The organism is Pseudomonas sp. MF08875 (genome assembly GCF_059862525.1).
Genome location: NZ_JCBCUW010000009.1, coordinates 54,220 through 76,306, shown reverse-complemented (window position 1 = coordinate 76,306; position 22,087 = coordinate 54,220). Strand labels below are relative to the sequence as shown.

Below are 22,087 nucleotides of genomic sequence, written 5' to 3'. Positions count from 1 at the left end.
GAGTGGCGAATGTAAGGGGAAACATCCAAAAACAGACTTGTGCAAACACCGTCACCCCTTCGACTAACCTCAAAAGTGCACTTCTCCTAAACACTCTCAAAAGGATTTGAGAACCATGAGTACCAGCCGAAACAAATCATTCCTCGCAACGTTCACCGTCAACGGCTCCTGGCTGCACTTTCCAGGTCAGACCTTCAACGAAAAAGTCACCGTCCTGCACTACGATACGCCTTCCATCGCCACGGAAGTCCGCGATGTCTCCAATGTGCTGACCATGATCGCGGTCAACGTGAACCCGCCCCTGGTGTTCTACTGCCGCAATGAAGACGACTACTACACCTTCTACAACCGCACTCCAGGCCCTTACTACGGCAAGGTCATCAGCAAGAACCAGCATGACAAGTTCGCCGCCCTGCCTGCGGCGGGTAGAGACACCACAACGTTTAACTTTCTGGACTTGGACGGCAACATTATTACGTTGGACGACATTCAGTCCGACCAAGTGGACGTGCGTATCCAAACCCGTGCAGGCGCCCCCTTGGGGCTTAACAACAAGTTCTCGAAAATAAATAGAGTGCATCACTTCATTGGCGAATACGGCACCCAACTGACTTGGCGCATGAAGATACTTGAGCGCAATACCCCGTATATCAGCGACCCGGACGAAGTTTGATCGATATAAAAGCCGCCTGCTGTGGGCAGGCGAGTTTTTCAGAGTTGCTCGAAAGCTTTCTTTATTTTTTCGTGGGGCAAATCGTCGCCGATGAACACAATGACACTTTCGCGCACTGCATCTTCGGCCCACTCGGTATCCCAATCGAAGCCGTAGAGTTTCAATACGCCTTGGAACACCAGGCGCCGCGCCTCACCGCCAATGTTCAGCACGCCTTTGTAACGCAGCAGTTGTTTGCCGTGGTCTTCCAGCAGTTGGTTCATGAATTCGCTGAGCCGGTCGATATCCAGCGGTTTGTCGGTGCGCAGCACCAGGCTGCAGATCCGGTCGGTGGCCGCGGCCTTAGCCACTGGCCGCAGGTTCAGGCCACCGCCCAGGTCAGCGTTGAGGTTGAACCCGCGCACGTCCAGCAACTCGGCCAGGTCGATCCGGCCATGCTCGACCACCCGGATCGGCGCCCGGCGGTTGATCCGGGTCAGGCGCTCGCTCAGGGCGGTGAAGGCCTGCTCGTCCACCAGGTCGCGCTTGCTCACCAACAACCGGTCGGCAAAGCCGACCTGCGCCTGGGCGATGGTCTGGGTCAGGTGGAATTCGGCATGCGCGGCGTCCACCAGGGTGATGATGCCGTCGAGGATGTAGCGCTCGCGCAGTTCTTCATCGATGAAAAACGTCTGGGCCACGGGCGCCGGGTCGGCCAGCCCGGTGCATTCGATCACCAGGCGATCGAAGGCGATCTCGCCACTGTCCAGGCGCTCGAGCAGCAGGAACAGGGCTTTGGTCAGGTCGGTGTGGATGGTGCAGCACACGCAACCATTGGACAGGGTCATGACTTGTACCGGCTCATCACCCAACAACTGAGTATCAATGCCGGCGTCACTGAATTCGTTTTCGATCACGGCGATTTTCAAGCCGTGCTCGGCCTTGAGTAGGTGGCGCAACAACGTAGTTTTGCCGGCGCCGAGAAAGCCGCTGAGGACGGTAACGGGGATGGGAGAGGACAAAAGCAGTTCTCCTGAATAACGCAAGGAACAAAACAAATGTGGGAGCGGGCCTGCCCGCAATGGTGGTGCCAGATTCAACATCGCTGTTGGCTGACAGTCCGCCATCGCGGCAGGCACGCTCCCACAAGGGGTTACATCGACCCGGCTAGCGGGTCAGCAGCACTTGGGCCCACCCTTGCCCCCGTAACGGGCTTCCTGGCGTTCGCGAAAGAACGCCTCGTAGTCCATCATCGGTTTGTCCGGGTGTTTGGTCTGCATATGCTCGACGTAGTTGTCGTAGTCGGGCATGCCGACCATCAGGCGCGCGGCCTGACCGAGGTACTTACCGAGGCGACTCAGGTCATTGAACATGGCGCATTCCTCGCTTACGCATCCGGCACGGCCTGGAACGGCGACTCTTTATCCGTGCGCTCCTTGTTGCCCCAGGCAGCAATGCCGACCTTGAGCGCATAGAACAGGATGCTGAAGACCACCGCCAAAAACAGCGCCGTGAGCGTGGCGTTGGTGTAGGCGTTGTAGATCACGTGCTGCATCTGGTCGATGCTCTTGGCCGGGGCCAGGATCTGGCCGTTGGCAAGGGCATCGCTGTACTTCTTGGCCAGCGACAGGAAGCCGATCGCCGGGTTGGCGTCGAACAGCTTGATGAAGCCTGCGGTGGTGGTGCAGATCAGCAGCCACACAGCCGGCAGCATGGTCACCCAGATGTAGCGTTGGCGTTTCATCTTAATCAGCACAACCGTGGCCAGCATCAGCGCGATACCCGCCAGCATCTGATTGGAGATGCCGAACAGCGGCCACAAGGTATTGATCCCGCCCAGAGGGTCGATCACGCCTTGGTACAGCAGGTAGCCCCACATCGCCACACAACCGGCGGTGGCGATCAGGTTGGCGGTCCAGGATTCGGTGCGTTTGAGCGCTGGCACAAAGGAGCCGAGCAAGTCCTGGAGCATGAAACGCCCGGCACGGGTGCCTGCGTCCACGGCGGTCAGGATGAACAGTGCCTCGAACAGAATCGCAAAGTGGTACCAGAATGCCATGGTGTTTTCACCCGGCAGGACACTGTGCAGGATCTGCGCGATACCGACCGCCAGGGTTGGCGCGCCACCGGCACGGGCCAGGATGGTGGTTTCACCGATGTCATTGGCCACCGCTTGCAGCGCTTCGGGGGTAATGGCAAAGCCCCAACTGCTGACGGTTTGCGCCACGCTGACCACGTCCGAGCCGACAATCGCGGCCGGGCTGTTCATGGCGAAGTACACGCCCGGCTCGATCACCGACGCGGCAACCATGGCCATGATGGCCACGAAGGACTCCATCAACATGCCGCCATAGCCGATGTAGCGCGAGTGCGCTTCGTTGGCCAACAGCTTGGGCGTGGTGCCCGAAGAGATCAACGCGTGGAAGCCCGACACCGCGCCACAGGCGATGGTGATGAACAGGAACGGGAACAGCCCGCCCTTCCATACCGGCCCGGTGCCGTCGATGAACTGGGTCAATGCCGGCATTTTCAGGTCGGGCATGGTCACCAGGATGCCGATGGCCAGGGCGATGATGGTGCCGATCTTGAGGAAGGTGGAGAGGTAGTCACGCGGGGCCAGGATCAGCCACACCGGTAATACTGCGGCGACGAAACCGTAGCCGATCAGCATCCAGGTGATCTGGATGCCAGTGAAGGTGAAGGCCTTGGCCCACACCGGATCAGCGGCGATCTGCCCGCCCAGCCAGATAGAACCCAGCAGCAACAGCACGCCGATGATCGAGATTTCGCCGATGCGGCCCGGGCGGATGTAGCGCATGTAGATGCCCATGAACATCGCGATCGGGATGGTCGCCATCACCGTGAAGATGCCCCACGGGCTCTCGGCCAGGGCCTTGACCACGATCAGCGCCAGCACCGCGAGGATGATAATCATGATGAGGAAGCAGCCAAACAGGGCAATGGTGCCCGGGATGCGGCCCATTTCCTCACGCACCATATCCCCCAGGGAACGGCCGTTACGGCGGGTGGAGAGGAACAGGATCATGAAATCCTGCACTGCACCGGCCAGCACCACGCCGGCGATCAGCCACAGCGTGCCGGGCAGGTAGCCCATTTGCGCGGCCAGTACCGGGCCCACCAGCGGCCCCGCGCCAGCGATGGCAGCGAAGTGGTGCCCGAAAAGAATGTGTTTGTTGGTCGGCACATAGTCCAGACCGTCATTGTTGAGCACTGCGGGGGTAGCCCGCCGGGGGTCCAGTTGCATCACGTTGTTGGCGATGAACAGGCTGTAGTAACGATAGGCGACCAAGTAGATGGCCACTGCCGCGACCACGATCCACAAGGCGTTGATCGCCTCGCCTCGGCGCAAGGCCACGACGCCAAGGGCGCACGCTCCGACGATTGCCAGCAGCAGCCAGGGTATGTGGCGTAGCAGGCTATTATTGTTTTTCATTTTTTTATTCCAGCCAGGGTGGACAGAAAGACAGCCCTCGGAGTTTAGCGCGGCCGGCCTTAAAGGCCAGCCCCCTGCTTTGGTCTTGAGCCTTCATTTGTGGGAAAAAACCACAAATAAGCGGCTGGTCTATAGTCTTCCCACATCCAGAGGGTTGGGCCATGAGCGAAAATGCCGCAGATCGCCGCCGCTTCAAGCGTATCGCCTTTAATGCCAGGACCGAACTGCGCCAGCAGGCTCGCACCTGGAGCGTGCAATTGCTCGACCTATCCCTCAAAGGCCTGTTGATCCAGCGCCCGCAACCCTGGCAGGGCGACCCTGGCGAAGCCTTCGACGTCGATATCCACCTCGCCCCCGACACCCCCGTGCACATGCGCGTACGCCTGGCCCACGACGACCACGGGCAATTGGGTTTTGTGTGCGAGCACATCGACCTTGCGTCCATCAGCCACCTGCGCCGCCTCGTCGAGCTGAACCTGGGCGACCCGCAGGAGTTGGAGCGCGAGCTGGGTGCGTTGATCGATATCCCCTGAGCGCGCTGCGACACCACACCGCAGGCGGGCTTTTTACTTATCCGGGCCGATCAGGCTAAATAGCGCGCTTGAACGTCCACCTCACTGGATCCCACCCATGCCCCGACAACGGCTAGCACTTGCCTGGATCGCCTGCCTAGCAGTGCTGTTCAACCTGCTCGCCATGCCGATTTCCGGGGCCATGGCGCAAAGCGCCAGCGGCGCGGCCAGCGAGCAAGTGATGTGGGGCAGCTTCTGCTCCTCCAGTGGCACCAAAATGGTGGCGATGTCGTTGGGCAGCCTGGAGCAAAAGGCCCCACAGAACGACGACCACTCCAACATGCAGCACTGCTGGTGCTGCTCCGGATCGCCGCCGCTGGTGGCTCTGCCCGGGCATGTGCCGCAATTGCACGTCACCCGTTTGGAGCCCGCCCAGGGCCCGGCGCCCACCCTGCTTTCCAGCCCCACGCCGCGCCAGCAATGGCCCAGCCTCAATCCGCGCGCCTCTCCGCTGGCCTGATTCAACCTCGCAACCATCCTGCGTCCTGAATCGTCCCGGAGTACCGACATGTTGAAGAAAACCCTGTTGATGGCCGCCCTGTTGCTGCCTGCCTGCTTTGCCCATGCCCACGAGTACACCAGCGGCGAACTGCACATCGCCCACCCGTGGTCCCAGGAGCTGCCGCCCAACGCCCCCACCGTGGCGGCCTATTTCGTCATCCACAACAACGGCAAGAACGCCGACCGCCTCCTAAGCGTGACCTCGCCCATTTCCGCCAAGGCTGAACTGCACGAACACGTGAAGCAGGGCGACCTGATGAAAATGCAGCAGGTGCCCAACGTGGTGATCCCCGCCGGCGGCGAGGTGACCTTCGCCCCCATGGCCTACCACGTGATGCTGTTGGAATTGAAGGACCGCAGCCTGCTGGCCGACGGCAAGCGTTTCCCGCTGACCCTGCGCTTCGAGAAGGCCGGCGAGGTCACGGTCGATGTCGCCGTGCAGAAGCAGGCGCCCGCCGGCAGCGGCGAACACGTCCACGCCCAGTAAGCCAACGCCGATAGCCGCATGAACACCGTGCGCACGCCTCGTGCCGGGCGATCCCCTGCGCGCCACGACTCCCTGAGGGTCCGGCGCGGCAGTTGGATCAGCCTGTTCGCCATGCTGATGATTTTCATCGGGCCGCTGATTTCCCAAGCGATGCCGATGAATCACGCCATGCCCATGCCCGCGCATCAGGGCATGGATATGGCCGCGCAAGACCCGGCCTGCCACGACGCCACCGCCACGCACCACGCCCCCGCCAAATCCCCCGCCCAGCCGCAGATGTTGTGGGAGAAGTGCGGCTACTGTGGCCTGCTCTACAACTGCCCCGCGCTACCCGGCAGCATCGCCTTCAACCTTTTCGACAGCCCTCCCCCCCTGGCTGTCACCACCCCCGCACCGCGCCTGGGCCATGCCCGGCAGGCCGTGTTTCCCGGCGCCCGCAGCCGCGCCCCACCCATCGTCGCGTAAACCCAAAACCCACTTATCACCCGGCCGACTGTAGAAAAGACAGCCGCAGGCTGCTGGCCGTGTGTTGTTTACGACTGACTCGATGGAACCTCTATGTCCAGGTTTTCTGCTGACACACGCAACCGCTTCGCCCTCAATCACCCGCGCCTGCGCTTGACCCAGGCCATTGCGCTGTTCTGCGGCACCCTGCTGGCGCCCTGGGCCCTGGCCGGCGAACACGATGAGCACCTGCACCCGGCCACCGAACTGAGCCCCACGGTGATTACCGCCATCGCCCAAAGCTCGCCCCTGACCGTGGTCACCAACCCCAAAGACCCGCGCCAACCGGTGCCGGCCAGCGATGGCGGCGACTACCTCAAGACCATCCCCGGCTTTGCCCTGGTGCGCAACGGCGGCACCAACGGCGACCCGGTGCTGCGCGGCATGTTCGGCTCGCGCCTGAACATCCTCACCAACGGCAGCATGATGCTCGGTGCCTGCCCGGGGCGCATGGACGCGCCGACCTCGTACATTTCCCCGGAAACCTACGACCAATTGACCGTGATTAAAGGCCCGCAAACCGTGCTCTGGGGCCCCGGCGCCTCGGCCGGCACCGTGCTGTTCGACCGCCAGCCCGAAAGCTTCGGCGAACTGGGCACGCGGGTGAACGCCAGCATCCTTGCCGGCTCCAACGGGCGCTTCGACAAAGTGGTCGATGCCGCTGCCGGCGGGCCTTTGGGCTACGTGCGGGTGGTCGGCAACCAAGCCCACTCCGACGACTACAAGGACGGCAACAACGACACCGTCGAATCGCGCTACGACAAATGGAACGGCGACGTCGCCCTGGGCTGGACCCCCGACGCCGACACCCTGCTGGAGCTCACCGCCGGGCGCGGTGACGGCGAGGCACGCTACGCCGGGCGCGGCATGGACGGCTCGCAGTTCCTGCGCGAAAGCCTGGGCCTGCGTTTCGAGAAGTCCAACCTCGGTGAGGTGCTGGACAAGGTCGAAGCCCAGGTCTACTACAACTACGCTGACCACGTGATGGACAACTACAGCCTGCGCACCCCGTCCGGCACCGGCATGATGGCCGGGCCCATGGCCTCCAACGTCGACCGCCGCACCCTCGGCGCACGCATCAAAGCCACCTGGCGCTGGGCCGACGTGCAGTTGATCGGCGGCCTCGACGCCCAGACCAACGAACACCGCAAGCGCGCCGCCAGCGGCATCGACACCTACAAGAACCTGCCCCGCGACAAAGACGCCGACTTCCACAACTACGGCGTGTTCGGCGAACTGACCTGGTACGCCGCCGACCGTGACCGCCTCATCAGCGGCGCACGCCTGGACCGCGCCAGCGCCAAGGATTTCCGCCAGACCCTAAAGTCCGAAGGGATGACCCGACCCAACCCCACCGCCGACGAAACCCGCGCCGACACGCTGCCCAGCGGCTTCGTGCGCTTTGAGCACGACCTGGAGGACAGCCCCACTACCCTCTACGCAGGCCTCGGCCACGCCCAGCGCTTCCCCGACTACTGGGAGCTGTTCTCGCCCAACAAAGGCCCGGCCGGTTCGGTGAACGCGTTCGATGCGGTCAAGCCGGAAAAAACCACCCAGCTCGACTTCGGCCTGCAATACAAAAGCGCCGACCTCGAAGCCTGGGCCTCGGGCTACATCGGCCAGGTGCGCGACTACATCCTGTTCGACTACACCCGCGGCATGATGGGCATGACCTCGCGGGCCGAGAACATCGACGCGCGGATCATGGGCGGTGAACTGGGCGCGGCCTACAAGCTGACGCCCAACTGGAAAGCCGACGCCACCCTGGCCTACGCCTGGGGCAAAAACAGCAGTGACGGCTCGGCCCTGCCACAGATGCCGCCGCTCGATGCCCGCTTCGGCCTGACCTACAGCCAGGACACCTGGAGCGCCGGGGCCTTGTGGCGCGTGGTCGCGGCGCAAAACCGCATCGACCAGAACAAAGGCAACGTGGTGGGCAAGGATTACGATAAAAGCTCAGGCTTTGGCGTGTTCTCCCTCAACGGCGCCTACCGCATCAACAAGCAGTTCAAGGTCAGCACCGGGGTGGACAACCTCTTCGGCCAGGCCTACGCCGAGCACCTGAACCTGGCGGGCAACGCCGGGTTCGGCTACCCGGCCAACGACCCACAGGCCCTCAACGAACCGGGCCGTACCTTCTGGACCAAGGTGGATATGAGTTTCTAGGCAAAAGCATCGCGGGCAAGCCCGCTCCCACAGGGGCAATGCACCCCAACGGTGGGAGCGGGCTCGCCCGCGACAGCCCCACCACCGATTAAAAAAAGATCCATGCCCTTGCGGAGCACCCTGATGAGTCAACCCAAGATTTCCTTCTACAACCTGGCCTGGCGCTGGCATTTCTACGCCGGGCTGTTTGTCGCCCCGTTCATGGTGATGCTGGCCCTGACCGGGATCATCTACCTGTTCAAGCCCCAGCTCGACCCGCTGCTGTACGCCGACCTGCTCAAGGTCCAGCCCGGGCAGCACCTGGCCAGCGCCGACGAACAACTGCGCGCCGTGCGCAGCGCCTACCCCCAGGGCCACGTCAGCCAGTACCTGCCGCCCATTAACGCCGAGCGCAGCGGGCAGTTCGTGGTGCACGACGCTGGCCGCGAATTGAACGTGTTCGTCGACCCCTATCGCGCCCAAGTGCTGGGCGAGCAGGACGCCAAGTACAACCTGCAAGCCGTGGCACGGGCGATCCATGGCGAGCTGATGATCGGCACCCTGGGCGATCGCCTGGTGGAACTGGCCGCCGGTTGGGGCATCGTGCTCGTGGTGTCGGGCCTGTACCTGTGGTGGCCGCGCGGCCAGTCTTCGGCGGGGGTGTTGTGGCCACGCCTGAACAGCCGTGGCCGCCTACTGTGGCGCGACCTGCACGCAGTCACCGGGTTCTGGGGCGCGTCCCTGCTGCTGGTGATGCTGCTCAGCGGCATGACCTGGACCGGGTTCTGGGGCAAGCAGTACGCCGAGCTGTGGAACCGCTTCCCGGTGGCGATGTGGACCGACGTGCCCACCTCCGACCAACAGGCCCGCGAACTCAACACCGCCACCCGCCAAACCGTGCCCTGGGCCATGGAAAACACGCCGATGCCGATGTCCGGCGACCACGCCGAACACAGGGCCCACGGCGCCGGCGAAACCGCCCCGGCCGCGCCCACCGTGAGCCTGCAACAGGTGCAGGACATCGCCACCGCGCGCCGCGTGGAGCCGGGCTACAGCATCACCTTCCCCACCACCGCCAGCGGCGTGTTCACCCTTGCCGTGTTCGCCGATGACCCGCGCAACGACGCCACCTTGCATGTGGACCAATACACCGGCCGGGTCCTGGCCGATGTGCGCTGGCACGACTACGGCCCCGTCGCCCGCGCCACGGAGCTGGGGGTGATGCTGCATGAAGGCAAGATGTTCGGTGCGCTCAACCAGATCATCGTGCTGCTGATTTGCCTGATGATCCTGCTCAGCGCGGTGAGCGGCGTGGTGATCTGGTGGAAGCGCCGGCCCCAAGGGCGCCTGGGTGTGCCGCCACTGCGCCACGACTTGCCGAAATGGAAAAGCGCCATGGCCATCATGCTGGCCCTGGCGCTGATCTTCCCGCTGGTGGGCGCCTCGCTGATCGCCCTCTGGGTGCTGGACCGCCTCCTGCTCTCACGCTGGAACCGCGCCCAGTCCTGACGCCGCCGTCGTAGCAAGCGGGCAGCCCCGCTTGCTACAGGTTAGAGTTCATCGCGGTCGCGGATGGGCTCGTCCCAGGGCTGGGACAGTTTTAGCTTGAGGTCCTGGGATATCAGCCCGCGCCGACTCCAGAACGACCCGGCCCGGAGCACCCGCAGTTGCTGGCGGCCAGCCAGCAGCGACAGCACCTCTGAAATACGCGGGACTTTGGCCGGGTTGCTGCCTGGCGTCCACTGCCGATGTTCCATCAGCACCTGATCCTCGGCACGGGTGTAGTCGGGGGTGAACTTGATAAGCGCCCCATCAAGGGTGGACAAGTAATACATATCGAGCTGACCACCCTCCTCCCGATCACGGCCGTGGGTGTACAGGTCAACGTTGCGCCAAGACGCAAAGTTGCGGCGCAGCCCCTCTTCGCCCGGCGCTGGCGGGTACTCCTCGGCGGAGCGGAACAACTGATACGCCGCCACCATCTGGGTGCCCTGCGGGTAAATACGTTCCAGCCCGGACTGCTTGCGCAGGAAGAACCCGAGTATCGAGGAAGCACTGGCGCGAAACTCCACTTCCACCATCGGCGCGGTATAGGAGTAAAACTCCTCGCCCACGCGGTAGCGCCGCAGGCGGATGGCACTCAGGTACTGGCCCTGGGGGCTGCCCTTGAAGATGCGCGAGCAATACAGCACCGCATCATCCGCGTCATTGAACACCGGCCCCATGACAAAGTCGGTCCTGGGCAGTGCCTTGACACTGCGCCGCTCGCCCGGCAGCCAATCGGCCGTCACCAGGCCATAGCCGTCCCAGGCGGCGCTGGGCAGCAGGATCTGCAACTGGCCCTTAATCCCCAGCAGGTGGACCAGCTCCAACAGCTGCAGGCGGCTCTGCTGCAACCGCTCTTCCAGCGCACCGATTCCGGCCAATACCGTGGAGTCACCGTCGAAACGGTACTTGAGCAAGGCACCGTCGGCAAAGGACAGGTACAGCGGCAGGTATGGGCCAGCGGCCGCAGGCGCGCAAATGCGCAGGCCCTGGACGACCCTGACGGGCCGCACAAAGCTGTTGTGCAGCGGGTCATCGACGCCCGTGATGCTCTGGTCCGGCGCGGCGAAATAGAACCCCGCCAGTTCGCAGCCATGCGGCACCGCGCCCTGGGGGAACACCTGATGCAAGTGGGTGAAGTTCTGTCGCGCCAGGGGCAGCGTCACCATGTACTGGTCGCTGGCGGTGACCCGCAGGAGATAGCCGCCCTGCAACCACTCGCGTTCGCCCAGAGACTCCAGGGCATAGCGCACCGCATCATCGGCCTGCATGAACAGCGGGCTGAACACCGGCTCCTGGCTGGCCTGAACGATATCCAGCGGCAGGGGGATGCTCGCCCGAGGCACGAAGTTTTTGTCAACGATGCGCGGCGGGCCCCACACCGGGCTGGCTCGCAACACCTGGAGCTGGGCAGCGCCAGCCAATTCGCGGACCCAGTCGGCCGGTTTGAGCATGCCGCTGTCCAACTGCTGCGCGACCCGATTGCCCCAGGGGCCGTGCCCTGCCCCGGCGGTGGGTGATAGCCGCGCTTTGAGCAAGGCCTCCTCGGCCCGCCCGTCGAGCGTGAGGTTCAAGAGGCTGCCATCGGGGCAAAACAGGTACTCGCTACGCCGGTCACGGGCGTCCTGGTGAAACAGGCTCGCCACACGCTGCGCCGAGAACAGGTTGATGTACAGCTCACGCTCCACCTCGGGCAGGTTCACCGCTGGCACGGGCCGCAGCCGGGAGCAGTAGCGCGCGGCAATCTTGAAGTTTTCCGGGAAGGTCTCGCCCCCCTCTTTGATGGGAAACACCCAGGTCTCGTCAAAGAGCTCGCAATTGCTGGCCAGCGGTTCGGTGGCAAAGAACAGGCCGTCGCTCTGGCGCTGCAGGATGTAGCCGCCATAGATCCGCGAGCGTTCCCGCCCGATCATGCGCCCGGCATGCCGTGCCGCGTCGTCGACGTGCTTGAAACCCGGGCCGAGCCAGCGCCGCAGGTAGTCGGCATAGGGTGTCCAGTGCACGGTGACGTCGCCCTCGCGATCCCAGCACTGGCCCTTGACCAGCACCTTGAGGGCCAGCTTGCTCGCCACCTCGCGCACAAAACCGGCAGCGGTCAGCTCGCCGCTTTTGAGCTTCACCGTGACTTCGGCCAGGCTGATGACCTGCGTCGAGGCGGCCAAGTTCTGGTCAAAGCGCAACAATGCACCGTCCTGGGTCGCGACAAATACCGGCAAACCGCTGGGGGACTGCCCCGCCGCCCTACGCCGAGCTTCGTACAGTACATCCAGCAACACCGAAGGCCGCAGGAAAAAGTTCTGCAACCAGGTTTCAGGGTCCCTCAGCCCGGAGGCGGTACCGGGCTGGAAGTAGCACAACCCGTGGAGCTGATACTCACCCGGAAAACGGTAGTCCCCGCTGCGGTGGGTACCTGGGCCTTGCACATCGAACAGGCTTTGCAGCGAAAACATATGGTTGCGCCCGGTCACCGTGACCCACTCGGTGGCCACGTACCGCCCCTCTTCGCGGCGGTGCTTCAGAACAAAGGCAAAATACCGGCCGGCGCTCGGGCGCCAACCTTCAAGACGCACGAGGGCTTCGCTGGCGGCGGCCTCGGCACTCTCGCACACCCGCCCCAGGATAGCCGGGCGCAACAGCTCTCGGCCCGGGACCGGGCGACCTGCGCGCCAATCCTCCTCCACCCGGCCGCGTTCACCCCACACGGGGTTGCCGCGGATCACCCATAACTCGCCGACGCGCACCAATTGGCGCACCAACTCCTGGGGCTTGAAGCCGCGCACCGGGAGCTGAGCGTTGCCACCGTTGGCCTTGAGCAAACGGCGGTGCAACGCGTTAAGGGTGCTGGCGTCGGGGCTGCGCGTGAAGCGAATCAGGCTGTCGTGGGCCCCACTCAAGTACGCCGTTGCCTGGCCGCCGATGATCGACAGCACCTGGGCCTCGGAAAACAGCTGCGGGTCGAGCACGGCATCCTCCTGCGACCATTGCCAGCGCGCTATCCGGTCCGGGTTGGCCGCTGCGGGGAGGGGGTGCACGCCCACGCGGGCATAAATGCCATAGCCCTGGGGAGGCACCAGCGGCCCTTTGCCCCCCACCGGGAAGAACAGGGGCGAGGCGAACGGGTCGCTGTCACTGGCCAACAATTGGGTGGCGAAATACTGGTTGTCGCCATTGCGCAGGATGTAGCCGCCATAAAAGCGGTCGCGGTACCTGCCCACCGATTCATGGGCATGCATCGCCGCATCGTCGGCCGATAGGAAGGGGCCTTGCAACACAGGCGCCAGGGTACCGGCCAGTATCGCTTGGCCGTCCGTCATCATTCCTTCCTCGCGCCACAACGCACCGCGTTGCTCCACCTGCAACTGGCCCACGCCCATCAAGCGGCGCACATAGTCGCGGGGCGTCAACTGGCCAGCCTGCATCGCAGCCTGGGCACCGTTGTCGGTGAAATGACCCTGTGCGTCCCGGTCAAACAAAGGCTGCGCGGCACCGGCCGGCGGCAGTTTGAAGCTCAGCAGCGAACCGTCCGAAGGCGCCACGTACAGCGTCAGCGCCTCGTCCGGCACTTGCAGTGCCTGGGTGGCGACCCTTTGAGTCATGGCCGCGGTCAGTTGGGCCGGGGCGAAAAAGCTGATGTACAACCATGCTTCGATAGGTGGGAAGTCCCGCGGTTCGGGCCGCGAGCGGTAGTAGATGCCGTGCAGGCGAAACTGCGACGCCAATCGAAGGCCGCCGTCGGCCCTGGCCGGAAACAGGTTGGCAGGGGCAAATGTCTCACTGCCCGCGGCAATGGGCTGGGTGGCGATGTACTGGTCACTTTTGAGGTACTTGAGCACATAACCCCATTGCAGGCCTTCGCCCGCATTCGCCAGCGCCGCCGTCACCGCGTCGCCGGGGCGCGGGCAGGTGTGGGTGAACAGAGGCAAATCGCTGGTAACCGGCGCCTCGGGCGTTTCAAATACCCGCCAATCCGCCGTCGCCTGGCCCACCCAACCGCCCCATACAGGGCAAGGAATAAGGAATTTCAAGGTGCCCAGGGAGGCCATTTTTTCAATCACTTTATCGGGCGGCTCGTAGATGCCCGCAGGGTCGTTGGGCGGGCGACCGGCGTCTATCCATTGCGCCAACTGATGCTCAGCCTGCGAGCCGCTGGGGGCGTAGCTGATGAGCGAATCATCGGGGCCGGACAGATACGCATGGGGGAACTGCAACCTGTTCTGGACAATGAACACAAAGTCATAACCCGAGAAGAAGTTGATATGCGGCTTGATGTACTGGCTGGGTAACCCGGGGTTGGTCTGTTGCACCAATTCATGGGACGCGGGATGGGAATGGTAAAAGGCCACCAAGGCATAGCCCGGTGGCGCCAGCAAGCGGTGCTGCGCGTCCACGTTAAGCACCGTTCTCAAACTGAAGGTGAGCTCTTTGCCGACAATCGGGGTGGTGGCGTAAAAGCGGTTGTCCGCACTGAGGATGACGCCGCCATATTCCTTTTCGCGCTTGGCGCCAATCTGGCGGTGCGCCCAGTAGGCGGCGTCTTCCTCTCGAATGAATGGCGGGCTCAAGGGCGGCAACGTGACAGGAGCCGCCACGGCGGCGCGTTTTTCTCGCGGTAGATGGTCTTGCATACATGACCTCGGGTCCAAGGGTGGAGGGCCGATGTGCCTGAACCGACTCAGGCCATCGGGAGCGTCCCGCCATTCTCAAAGACCCCAGGCGTGGCCCAGGGATACTTATCTATTTTTCCCCGGGGCCACGCCGAGCCACTCAACGAGGCCTTTGCACCTGGTTACGCCAACCGGTGGTCAGCTTGCCCGGGCGCAGCCAGAAGGCATCGGCATCCAGCACCCACAACGGGCTGACGGCGACCAGCCGGGTGAGCATGCCCGCCGGCCGGGGCCCCCAGGGCTCCAAGAACAGGGCCTTTTCCTTGGCAGTGAAGCCGGGCATGAGCTTGAGCAGCCCACCACCACGGCAGGAGAAATACACACTGGCACCGGCGACCGCGCTCTTTTCCAGCACCTGAGCACTAAAGGGAATGTCGGCCAGCGGCAGGTTGTTCATCAATCGGCGGTCCAGCGCGTCCACGTCCTGTTCGAGGCTATTCATGGTTTTGTAGAAATGATGCACGGCGGCCAACAGGTAGCCCTCGGGAAACACCGGCAGCGGCAACGGGTCGGCACCCGGGACGTTAACCGGCGCGATTGCCCCACCGGCCCCGGAGTAGAACAGCTCGGTGTAGCGTGCATCCCCCTCGCGCACCTCCAACGGGTCCACTGCCACATAGACGATCGATTGCCCCTGCCGACGCTCCAGGGCCGCGCCGGTGTATTCCTCGCCCTGGAACGGCCCGACCAGGCGCTGGGCATAGCGGGCGGCGTCGTCGAGGTGGGAGAACACCGGGCTGAGGGCGAAGCGATGGTCACTGGCAAACCACTCACCCGAGCCGATGTAGGGGTTCCAGTGCTGGGACACCACCGTGGTGTGAAACCAGAAATCACTGCCGCCCAGTACCTGCAACTTGCCGGCTGCGGCCACCTTGCGCACATAGTCGAGGGGGGTAAAGCCTCCCAGCGTCAGCAGTTGCTGGTACTGCAAGGCACCCTGGGGGCCGTTCCACAGCACCTGGGGCGCCACCGGCTCGTACTTCAACAGGGCGTTGTCGGCGCAGGATAAATACAAAGGCAAATGGCTGGGCTGGGCGGGGCTCTCGGCCTCGCCGTTACCGTTGCCGTAAACCTTACTGGCCACCAGGCCGAGGTTGAGGGCCTGAGGGGAGAAGAAGTGTTCGGCCACTTCCTGCGCCGTGTCCTTCTGCACTTTGCCAGTGCACAGGTAAACACCCTTGACGCCATAGCCCTGGGGCAGCCGTCCTTCGATGAACACCCGTTCCAGGCTCAAGGCAGCGGCGTTGCCCGCCGCCAGCGGCAGGGACGCCAGGTACTGCTCGGCTTTGGCCGACTTAAGAACGAAGCCAAAGCTCAAGCCCGCCCGTGGCGCCACGCGATGGGCGTGGCGCACCGCGTCTTCCATTTGCGTGAACACCGGGCTCAAGGGTGAGTCGAGTGTCGCCGGGCCGTCGCTCGCGGGTGCAAAGGGCGCCCAGTCGGCCGGGATGCGCGGCACGCCCCATAGCGGGCTGCCTGCCAGTACCCGCAGGTGGCCCGCCCGCCCCAGGCGCCGCACAAACTCGCTGGGGGCAAGGGTGCCGGCACGCATCTGCGCTTCGGCCTGGTTGTTCTTGAGGTGCAGGGTAGGTTCGCCAGCCGCCGAGAGCAGATACAACAGGGCCGTTTCCCGGGTGTTGTCACTGGTGAAGAACGCCAGCAGGGCACCGTCGGCGCAAAAGCGATATTCGGTGCGCGGGATCGGCGCCAGGGGCAAGTCTTCGCGGGTCAACGCGCCGTGCAGGAACTCGGTAGGGAACATCCCCTGGTAAACCGCGCACTCGTGGTGTGACAGAGGGAAATCCGGCTCCAGCACCGCCGCCGAGTGATAGCGCGCGACGATCTGGCTCCCCCCCAGAAACTGCCCGCTGGCCACCAGTTTGTTCAGCCGTACCCAACCGGGGTCGAAATTTTCCACCGCCATCACCAACGGCTCGGTGGCCACGAACAAACCATCGTTGCGCCGCAGGATCAACCCGCCATACACCTTGTCGGTACGCTGGGCCCAACGGGCGTGTGCATAGCGCGCCGCATCGTCCTGCCAGACAAATGCCGGCCCCAGGTGGCGGCGTTGCAGGCTCAGGTACGGTTGCCAATCCACCCCTACCCGGCCCTCTTCGTCCCAGTAGTCGCTGGTGGTCAGCACCGTCAGTTGGCCGGCCGCAGCGAACTGGGCGATGTAGCCCTCGAACGACAGCGCGCCACCGTCCAAGCGAGCCTGGAGCCCCTTCGGGCCAGCGTCGCCGCTTTCCTCATTGAATAGCGCCAGGCGCGCCTGGGGCTGGTACATCAGCAGGGCGCCATCCAGGGGCGCCACATACAAGCGCAACCCTGAAATATCGCGGTTACGCTGCATACCGTTGGCGCTGAACAACCCGGCGAACATATCCGCCGCCGACGCAAAATGGCGGCCCATTAGCGTCTGCAACACCCCGCTGGCATTAGGCAGCCAGTGCGTTGCGCAATACAGGCCATGGATCAGGAAGTCATCGCGCAGTTGCCGCGAACTACTGTCGCAGGCCCGATAGAGCGCGTCAGCCTGCGCGGCGGGGAACATGGCCGTGGCCACGTACTCTTCTTTGTCGACGGCCCTGAGGATTACCCCCAACCCCGTCGCCGCGCCACCATAACGGGTGCGCTGGCGCGCACAAGCATGTTCGAGGGCCGCCTGGGCGCTGGCGAACACCGGGCCCATGGCCGGCGGCTCGGCCACGGTGGCCAGGTCAATGCCCAAAAAGGGTATCCAGTCCGACTGCACCTTACCCGGTGCGCCCCACAGGCGGTTGCCCTGCACCACGGTCAACTCCCCACTGGTGGCCAACAGCGAGACCACGTCACTGGGCACCATCCGGCCGGCCACCAGGTCCTGGTACAGCAGGCTATCGCCCGGGGTCGGTTTGACCCGGGCGAACAACGCCCGTTGCGGGGCGGTGCCAAACCCCTGGTAAGCCAGCAGCACCTGCGGGTCGCCAGACAGGTACACCCGTGGCACCAGCTCTCGAATCAACGTCGCCTGGTAGATATCGCCGTCATTGAACATTTGCGCGGCCACCTGGTTCTGCTCGGGCGCCCAAAAAGCCCCCGAGATATCACCTGGCCAGCGCGAGGCGTACAAGGCGTGCAGGTGCGCGCCCTCGTTGAGCACGATGGGCACGCCCTGCTCGTCGAGAGGGTAAATGGCATCCAGGCTAAAGCGCGGCTTGGTGCTGGGGGTTGGCTCGGTGGCGGCATAGCGCTCGGCGCCAAGGTTGAGAATCGCGCCGGCAAACCCCTCGTCGCGGCGGGCGCCGATTTGCTGGTGGGCGTAGCGCGCGGCGTCGTCGGCGGTGATAAACACCGGCCCCAGCACCGGCCTTCGATACCGGGCAAAAGGCTGCCAGTCGAGGGTCACCCGGCCCTCCACATCCCACAGGGTGCTGCTGCGCATTACCTGCAAATGCCCCGCCGCCGCCACGCGCCGGACGAACTCGGTAGGGCTCAGGGTGCCAGCCTGCAACGCGTCGGCATCCCCGCCGTCACTGACCACGCCTTCGGGCGAAAGCGCATGCATCTGGTCTTCCAGGGGCGTCGCGCCAAACACATAGCGCAACTGCGCGCCGTCGCGGGTACTGATGTAGTGGGCGAAGGTTTCGGGCAGGCCGGCCCTGGCCTGGGCGATGGCCTGGGCAAATTCCAGGGGCGAGACAAACTGGCGGTACAGCCACTTCTCCCGGGTGCAGGCCTCATCGTCAGGCAGCAGTAAATGACAGACCGCCTCCAACCCAAACCCACGGGGTAATTCCGGCTGGCCGCGATCATCGGTGGCAAAGGCCCGGGCGGGGCTGAACAGGGGCAGCGTCGCGGGCGTGGCAGCGATCACCAACGGATCACTGACCACATACGCCTCGGCCTGCGCCTGCTTGAGCACAAACGCCACCTGCCTGGCGCCGGGATTTTCGAGCATCTGGTCATGGGCATAGCGGGCGGCGGTTTCTCGATCCTGGAACAGCCAGCTCAGTATCGGCTCGCGGGCGGCAGCGGAGACAAAAGGTGCATAAGCCGCCCATGTGGTAGGCAGCCTGCCCACCGAATCCTTCCACGCCACACTGGACAGCACCACCGTCAGCGCGCCCAACCCCGCCATTTTCGCGACGAACGACTCGACCGACAGATCGATCGCCCCCAAGGCCAGATGGGCCGTGGCATCACCGGCCAAGGTGCGGGCCAACCAGCGGCCGAACACCTGCTCCGGCTCGCTGCCCGTGCGCAGGTATTTGACCAGCGAGCCATCCGGGGCCGAATGATAGACCCCAGTGATACCGGCCCTGGCCTCGATCACCGCTTGGGCATCGCCAAACCTGAGCATGCTCATGTTCAGGTGGATGCGCTCATTCGACCAGGTGGGGTATTTGGCCTGGATCTCTTTGTAATGGTCGCGCGAGCCGTAGAAGTAAGCGGCATAGCGATAGCCCAACTGCTCCATGATGGCTTGCGAAATACCCTCCCTGAATGGCGCGCCCCAGAAGTCGTTGTCCTGGGTCAGCGGTACGGGCCGCGTGACGCAAAAAGTGCCATCGGTGTGTTGCAGCACATAGCTGAAATGGTTCTGGCCGCGCTTGCCCGCCAACTGATAGTGGGCGTGGCGCGCTGCATCGTCGGCACTCAAGAACGCGGGGCTGAGGGCTTCATGCAGGCGCTCGAAGGGCTGCCAGTCCTGGCTCACCGCGCCGGGACGTTCCCAGACGTCCCCCGTTTCCACCACGACCAGTTCACCGGCAGCGGCAACCTGGCGGACAAAATCCACCGGGCTCAGGCTGCCGTCCTCCAAGGCTTGCTGCAAGGGCTGGCCCTCACCGGCCATGAGCGCGGTTTCCGCCGGCGAGCCGCAAAACCGGTAGTGCAGCAACGCATGCCCCGGTGCCTGCACATACAGGCTCAACCCACGGGCCTGGTCTTGCAGGTAAGTGTCGGTGCGCGACTGGGTGATGGCAGCCGCCAACTCCTGGGGCGTAAAGAAGTTGTCCAGTAGCCACGCCCAGGTGGCCGGTTTGGGCGCCGCGGCCGCATCGGGACGATAGTAGATAGCCTCCAGGCGATAACCTGAGGGCAGCCTGGGCCTGCCGTCGGGGCGGCTGGGAAACAGCCCTTGCAGGGAAAACTGCGCCGAGGGCAGCACAAAGGGCACGGTCGCGATATACGCCTCCTGGTCCACGGCCCTGAGCACGAACACCACTTGCCGGCCACCGGGCCCGCGGGCCATGCCGGCCTGGGCGTGGTCGCGCACCCGAGCGAGCGTGTCGAACACGGGGCCAAATGCCGGTTGCAACACTGGCGCTTCAAACGGCTTCATCGGCTCCCAATCGCTGGGCACCTCACCCACGCTGCCGCCCCAGGCCTGGCTGGAGGCCAGGAACGTCAAGGTGCCCACCGAAGCGACTTTCCTCGCAAAGCCGTAATAGCCCTCGAAGGAGCCATCGTGCCCATGCTGCGCCAAGAGCCGATTGCCGGTTTTGAGCCACTCGACGAGCAGGCGTTCTTTGCCCGAACCACTGGGCACGTACTTGAGCAGAGCCCCATCCGGCCCGCTGAGATAGGCGGCCAAAAACAGCGCGCGCTCCTCATAGTTGACCACCACATCTGCCTCAGAAAAAAAGCTGACAAAAGCCGCTTTACGCTGCGCCGGCCACGTCGGCTCCAGGCCCGGTACGTGTTCGATATTGGGGTGGGAGTGGAAACTGCCAACGATGCGATAACCCGCCGGGTGCGCATAAAAACCATTGGGCTCTTGTTCCAGGATCGAGAGAAAGTGAAACCCCGTGTCGCTCCCGGCAAAGGGTTCGCTGGCAAAAAAAAACTTGTCCGAAAGCCGTTGCAAGATGACGCTGCCATATTCGACATCGCGCCTGTCACCCACCTGTTCATGGGCGTAACGCGCCGCATCGTCGGCGTTGGCAAACGCCGGGCTGAGCGGGGGCAATACGGCTCGATAGGCGGCAGTGGCCTGTTGCTGGGGTGAAAAATCCTTATCCATAAGTGCACCTGAAAAATATGAGGGATGACGCCAGCCCCCATCTTCAGGCGTTTGCCGCCGGCCATGACTTTACATAGTTAGTGCGCCGGCACCATCGCGGCGCGCCGCCACGCACCCCGCCTCGCCAAAGGCCCCCAATTGGTGCATGCCCGCGCCACACCACGGGCCAAACCCCGTCAAACACCGCCCCCGGCCATTCAGGCACAGCCCTTGCAAAAGGCCTTGCAGCGTTGCTGTCCGCCCCTTTAAAAAATTCGAGATCACGGAGATCGCACAATGAAGCGTCGTAGCTTGCTCAAGGCTTTCACCCTGTCGGCATCGATTGCCGCCATGGGCATGACCTGGACCGTCCAGGCCGCCGAGACCATCAAGGTCGGGATCCTGCATTCGTTGTCCGGCACCATGGCGATCTCCGAAACCTCCCTCAAAGACATGGCCCTGATGACCATCGACGAGATCAACGCCAAGGGCGGAGTGAACGGCAAGATGCTCGAAGCGGTGGTGGTGGACCCGGCCTCCAATTGGCCGCTATTCGCGGAAAAGGGCCGCCAATTGCTGACCCAGGACAAGGTCGCCGTGGTGTTCGGCTGCTGGACCTCGGTGTCGCGCAAATCCGTGTTGCCGGTGTTCGAGGAACTCAATGGCCTGCTGTTCTACCCGGTGCAGTACGAGGGCGAAGAGATGTCACCCAACGTCTTCTACACCGGTGCCGCGCCCAACCAGCAAGCGATCCCGGCGGTGGAATACCTGATGAGCGAAGAAGGCGGTGGCGCCAAGCGCTACTTCCTGCTGGGCACCGACTACGTCTACCCGCGCACCACCAACAAGATCCTGCGCGCCTTCCTGCAGGCCAAAGGCGTGGCCGCCAAGGACATCGAAGAGGTCTACACGCCATTCGGCCACAGCGACTACCAAACCATCGTCGCCAACATCAAAAAGTTCTCTGCCGGCGGCAAGACCGCCGTGATCTCCACCGTCAATGGCGACTCCAACGTGCCGTTCTACAAGGAACTGGCCAACCAGGGCCTCAAGGCCACAGAGGTGCCGGTGGTGGCTTTCTCGGTGGGCGAAGAAGAACTGCGCGGCATTGACACCCAACCGCTGGTGGGCAACCTCGCGGCGTGGAACTACTTCCAGTCGGTAGAAAACCCGGCCAACGAAAAATTCGTCGCCGCGTGGAAAGCCTACGCCAAGGCCAAGAACCTGCCGGGCGCCGACAAAGCCGTGACCAACGACCCGATGGAAGCCACCTATGTGGGCATCCACATGTGGGCCCAGGCCGCGGAAAAAGCCAAGTCCACCGACGTCGACAAAGTCCGCGAAGCCCTCGGCGGGCAAACCTTCGCCGCCCCGTCGGGCTACACCCTGACCATGGACAAGAGCAACCATCACCTGCACAAACCCGTGATGATCGGCGAGATCCAGAACGACGGGCAGTTCTCCGTGGTGTGGCAAACCGAAGGCCCGATCCGCGCCCAACCGTGGAGCCCGTACATCCCGGGCAACGACAAGAAGCCGGACTATGCGGTCAAGAGCAACTGAGTGCAGCCGCT

General features: G+C 63.8%; 13 protein-coding genes. 8 read left to right on the top strand and 5 right to left on the bottom strand.

The window, feature by feature from the left end; all coding sequences use genetic code 11:
* Positions 1-115: 115 nt before the first annotated feature.
* Complete coding sequence (locus AC19YT_RS07320; RefSeq protein WP_095109434.1) at positions 116-673, top strand: hypothetical protein; 558 nt, start codon at positions 116-118, stop codon at positions 671-673.
* A 38-nt stretch (positions 674-711) separates the two neighbouring features.
* On the opposite strand, the gene yjiA is transcribed toward AC19YT_RS07320, so the two are convergent.
* From yjiA to AC19YT_RS07305, 3 genes are all read right to left on the bottom strand, one after another.
* Positions 712-1,674, bottom strand: a complete 963-nt coding sequence (yjiA, locus tag AC19YT_RS07315) for a GTPase (protein ID WP_095109433.1) — start codon at positions 1,672-1,674, stop codon at positions 712-714.
* Between the two features lie 153 nt (positions 1,675-1,827).
* A complete protein-coding gene (locus AC19YT_RS07310; RefSeq protein ID WP_003182142.1) occupies positions 1,828-2,025 on the bottom strand; it encodes a YbdD/YjiX family protein in 198 nt (65 codons plus the stop codon).
* A gap of 14 nt (positions 2,026-2,039) precedes the next feature.
* On the bottom strand, positions 2,040-4,106 hold the full coding sequence (locus AC19YT_RS07305) for a carbon starvation CstA family protein (protein WP_095109432.1): 2,067 nt from the start codon (positions 4,104-4,106) through the stop codon (positions 2,040-2,042).
* Between the two features lie 161 nt (positions 4,107-4,267).
* Here AC19YT_RS07305 and AC19YT_RS07300 point away from each other — a divergent pair, with 161 nt between their 5' ends.
* From AC19YT_RS07300 to AC19YT_RS07275, 6 genes are all read left to right on the top strand, one after another.
* Complete coding sequence (locus AC19YT_RS07300; protein ID WP_095109431.1) at positions 4,268-4,639, top strand: PilZ domain-containing protein; 372 nt, start codon at positions 4,268-4,270, stop codon at positions 4,637-4,639.
* A gap of 97 nt (positions 4,640-4,736) precedes the next feature.
* Positions 4,737-5,138 (top strand): DUF2946 domain-containing protein, encoded by a 402-nt coding sequence (locus AC19YT_RS07295; protein ID WP_095109430.1) that lies wholly within the window; start codon positions 4,737-4,739, stop codon positions 5,136-5,138.
* Positions 5,139-5,186: 48 nt separating this feature from the next.
* The gene (locus AC19YT_RS07290) at positions 5,187-5,666 is read left to right on the top strand and encodes a copper chaperone PCu(A)C (protein WP_095109429.1); all 480 of its coding nucleotides are present in this window, start codon (positions 5,187-5,189) and stop codon (positions 5,664-5,666) included.
* Between the two features lie 18 nt (positions 5,667-5,684).
* Entirely contained in the window at positions 5,685-6,131 is a 447-nt protein-coding gene (locus tag AC19YT_RS07285) for a DUF2946 domain-containing protein (RefSeq protein ID WP_500610025.1), read from the top strand.
* 93 nt (positions 6,132-6,224) lie between these two features.
* Positions 6,225-8,336, top strand: a complete 2,112-nt coding sequence (locus tag AC19YT_RS07280; protein WP_500610024.1) for a TonB-dependent copper receptor — start codon at positions 6,225-6,227, stop codon at positions 8,334-8,336.
* 123 nt (positions 8,337-8,459) lie between these two features.
* Positions 8,460-9,824 (top strand): PepSY-associated TM helix domain-containing protein, encoded by a 1,365-nt coding sequence (locus AC19YT_RS07275; RefSeq protein WP_500597708.1) that lies wholly within the window; start codon positions 8,460-8,462, stop codon positions 9,822-9,824.
* A gap of 41 nt (positions 9,825-9,865) precedes the next feature.
* Here AC19YT_RS07275 and AC19YT_RS07270 read toward each other — a convergent pair whose 3' ends face one another.
* Both AC19YT_RS07270 and AC19YT_RS07265 read right to left on the bottom strand, forming a co-directional pair.
* The gene (locus AC19YT_RS07270) at positions 9,866-14,485 is read right to left on the bottom strand and encodes a DUF4329 domain-containing protein (RefSeq protein WP_500610023.1); all 4,620 of its coding nucleotides are present in this window, start codon (positions 14,483-14,485) and stop codon (positions 9,866-9,868) included.
* Positions 14,486-14,624: 139 nt separating this feature from the next.
* Positions 14,625-20,534: a DUF4329 domain-containing protein gene (locus AC19YT_RS07265; RefSeq protein ID WP_500610022.1), complete on the bottom strand. Its 5,910-nt coding sequence runs from the start codon at positions 20,532-20,534 to the stop codon at positions 14,625-14,627.
* A gap of 276 nt (positions 20,535-20,810) precedes the next feature.
* Here AC19YT_RS07265 and urtA point away from each other — a divergent pair, with 276 nt between their 5' ends.
* A complete protein-coding gene (urtA, locus tag AC19YT_RS07260; RefSeq protein WP_095109424.1) occupies positions 20,811-22,076 on the top strand; it encodes an urea ABC transporter substrate-binding protein in 1,266 nt (421 codons plus the stop codon).
* Positions 22,077-22,087: the final 11 nt, after the last annotated feature.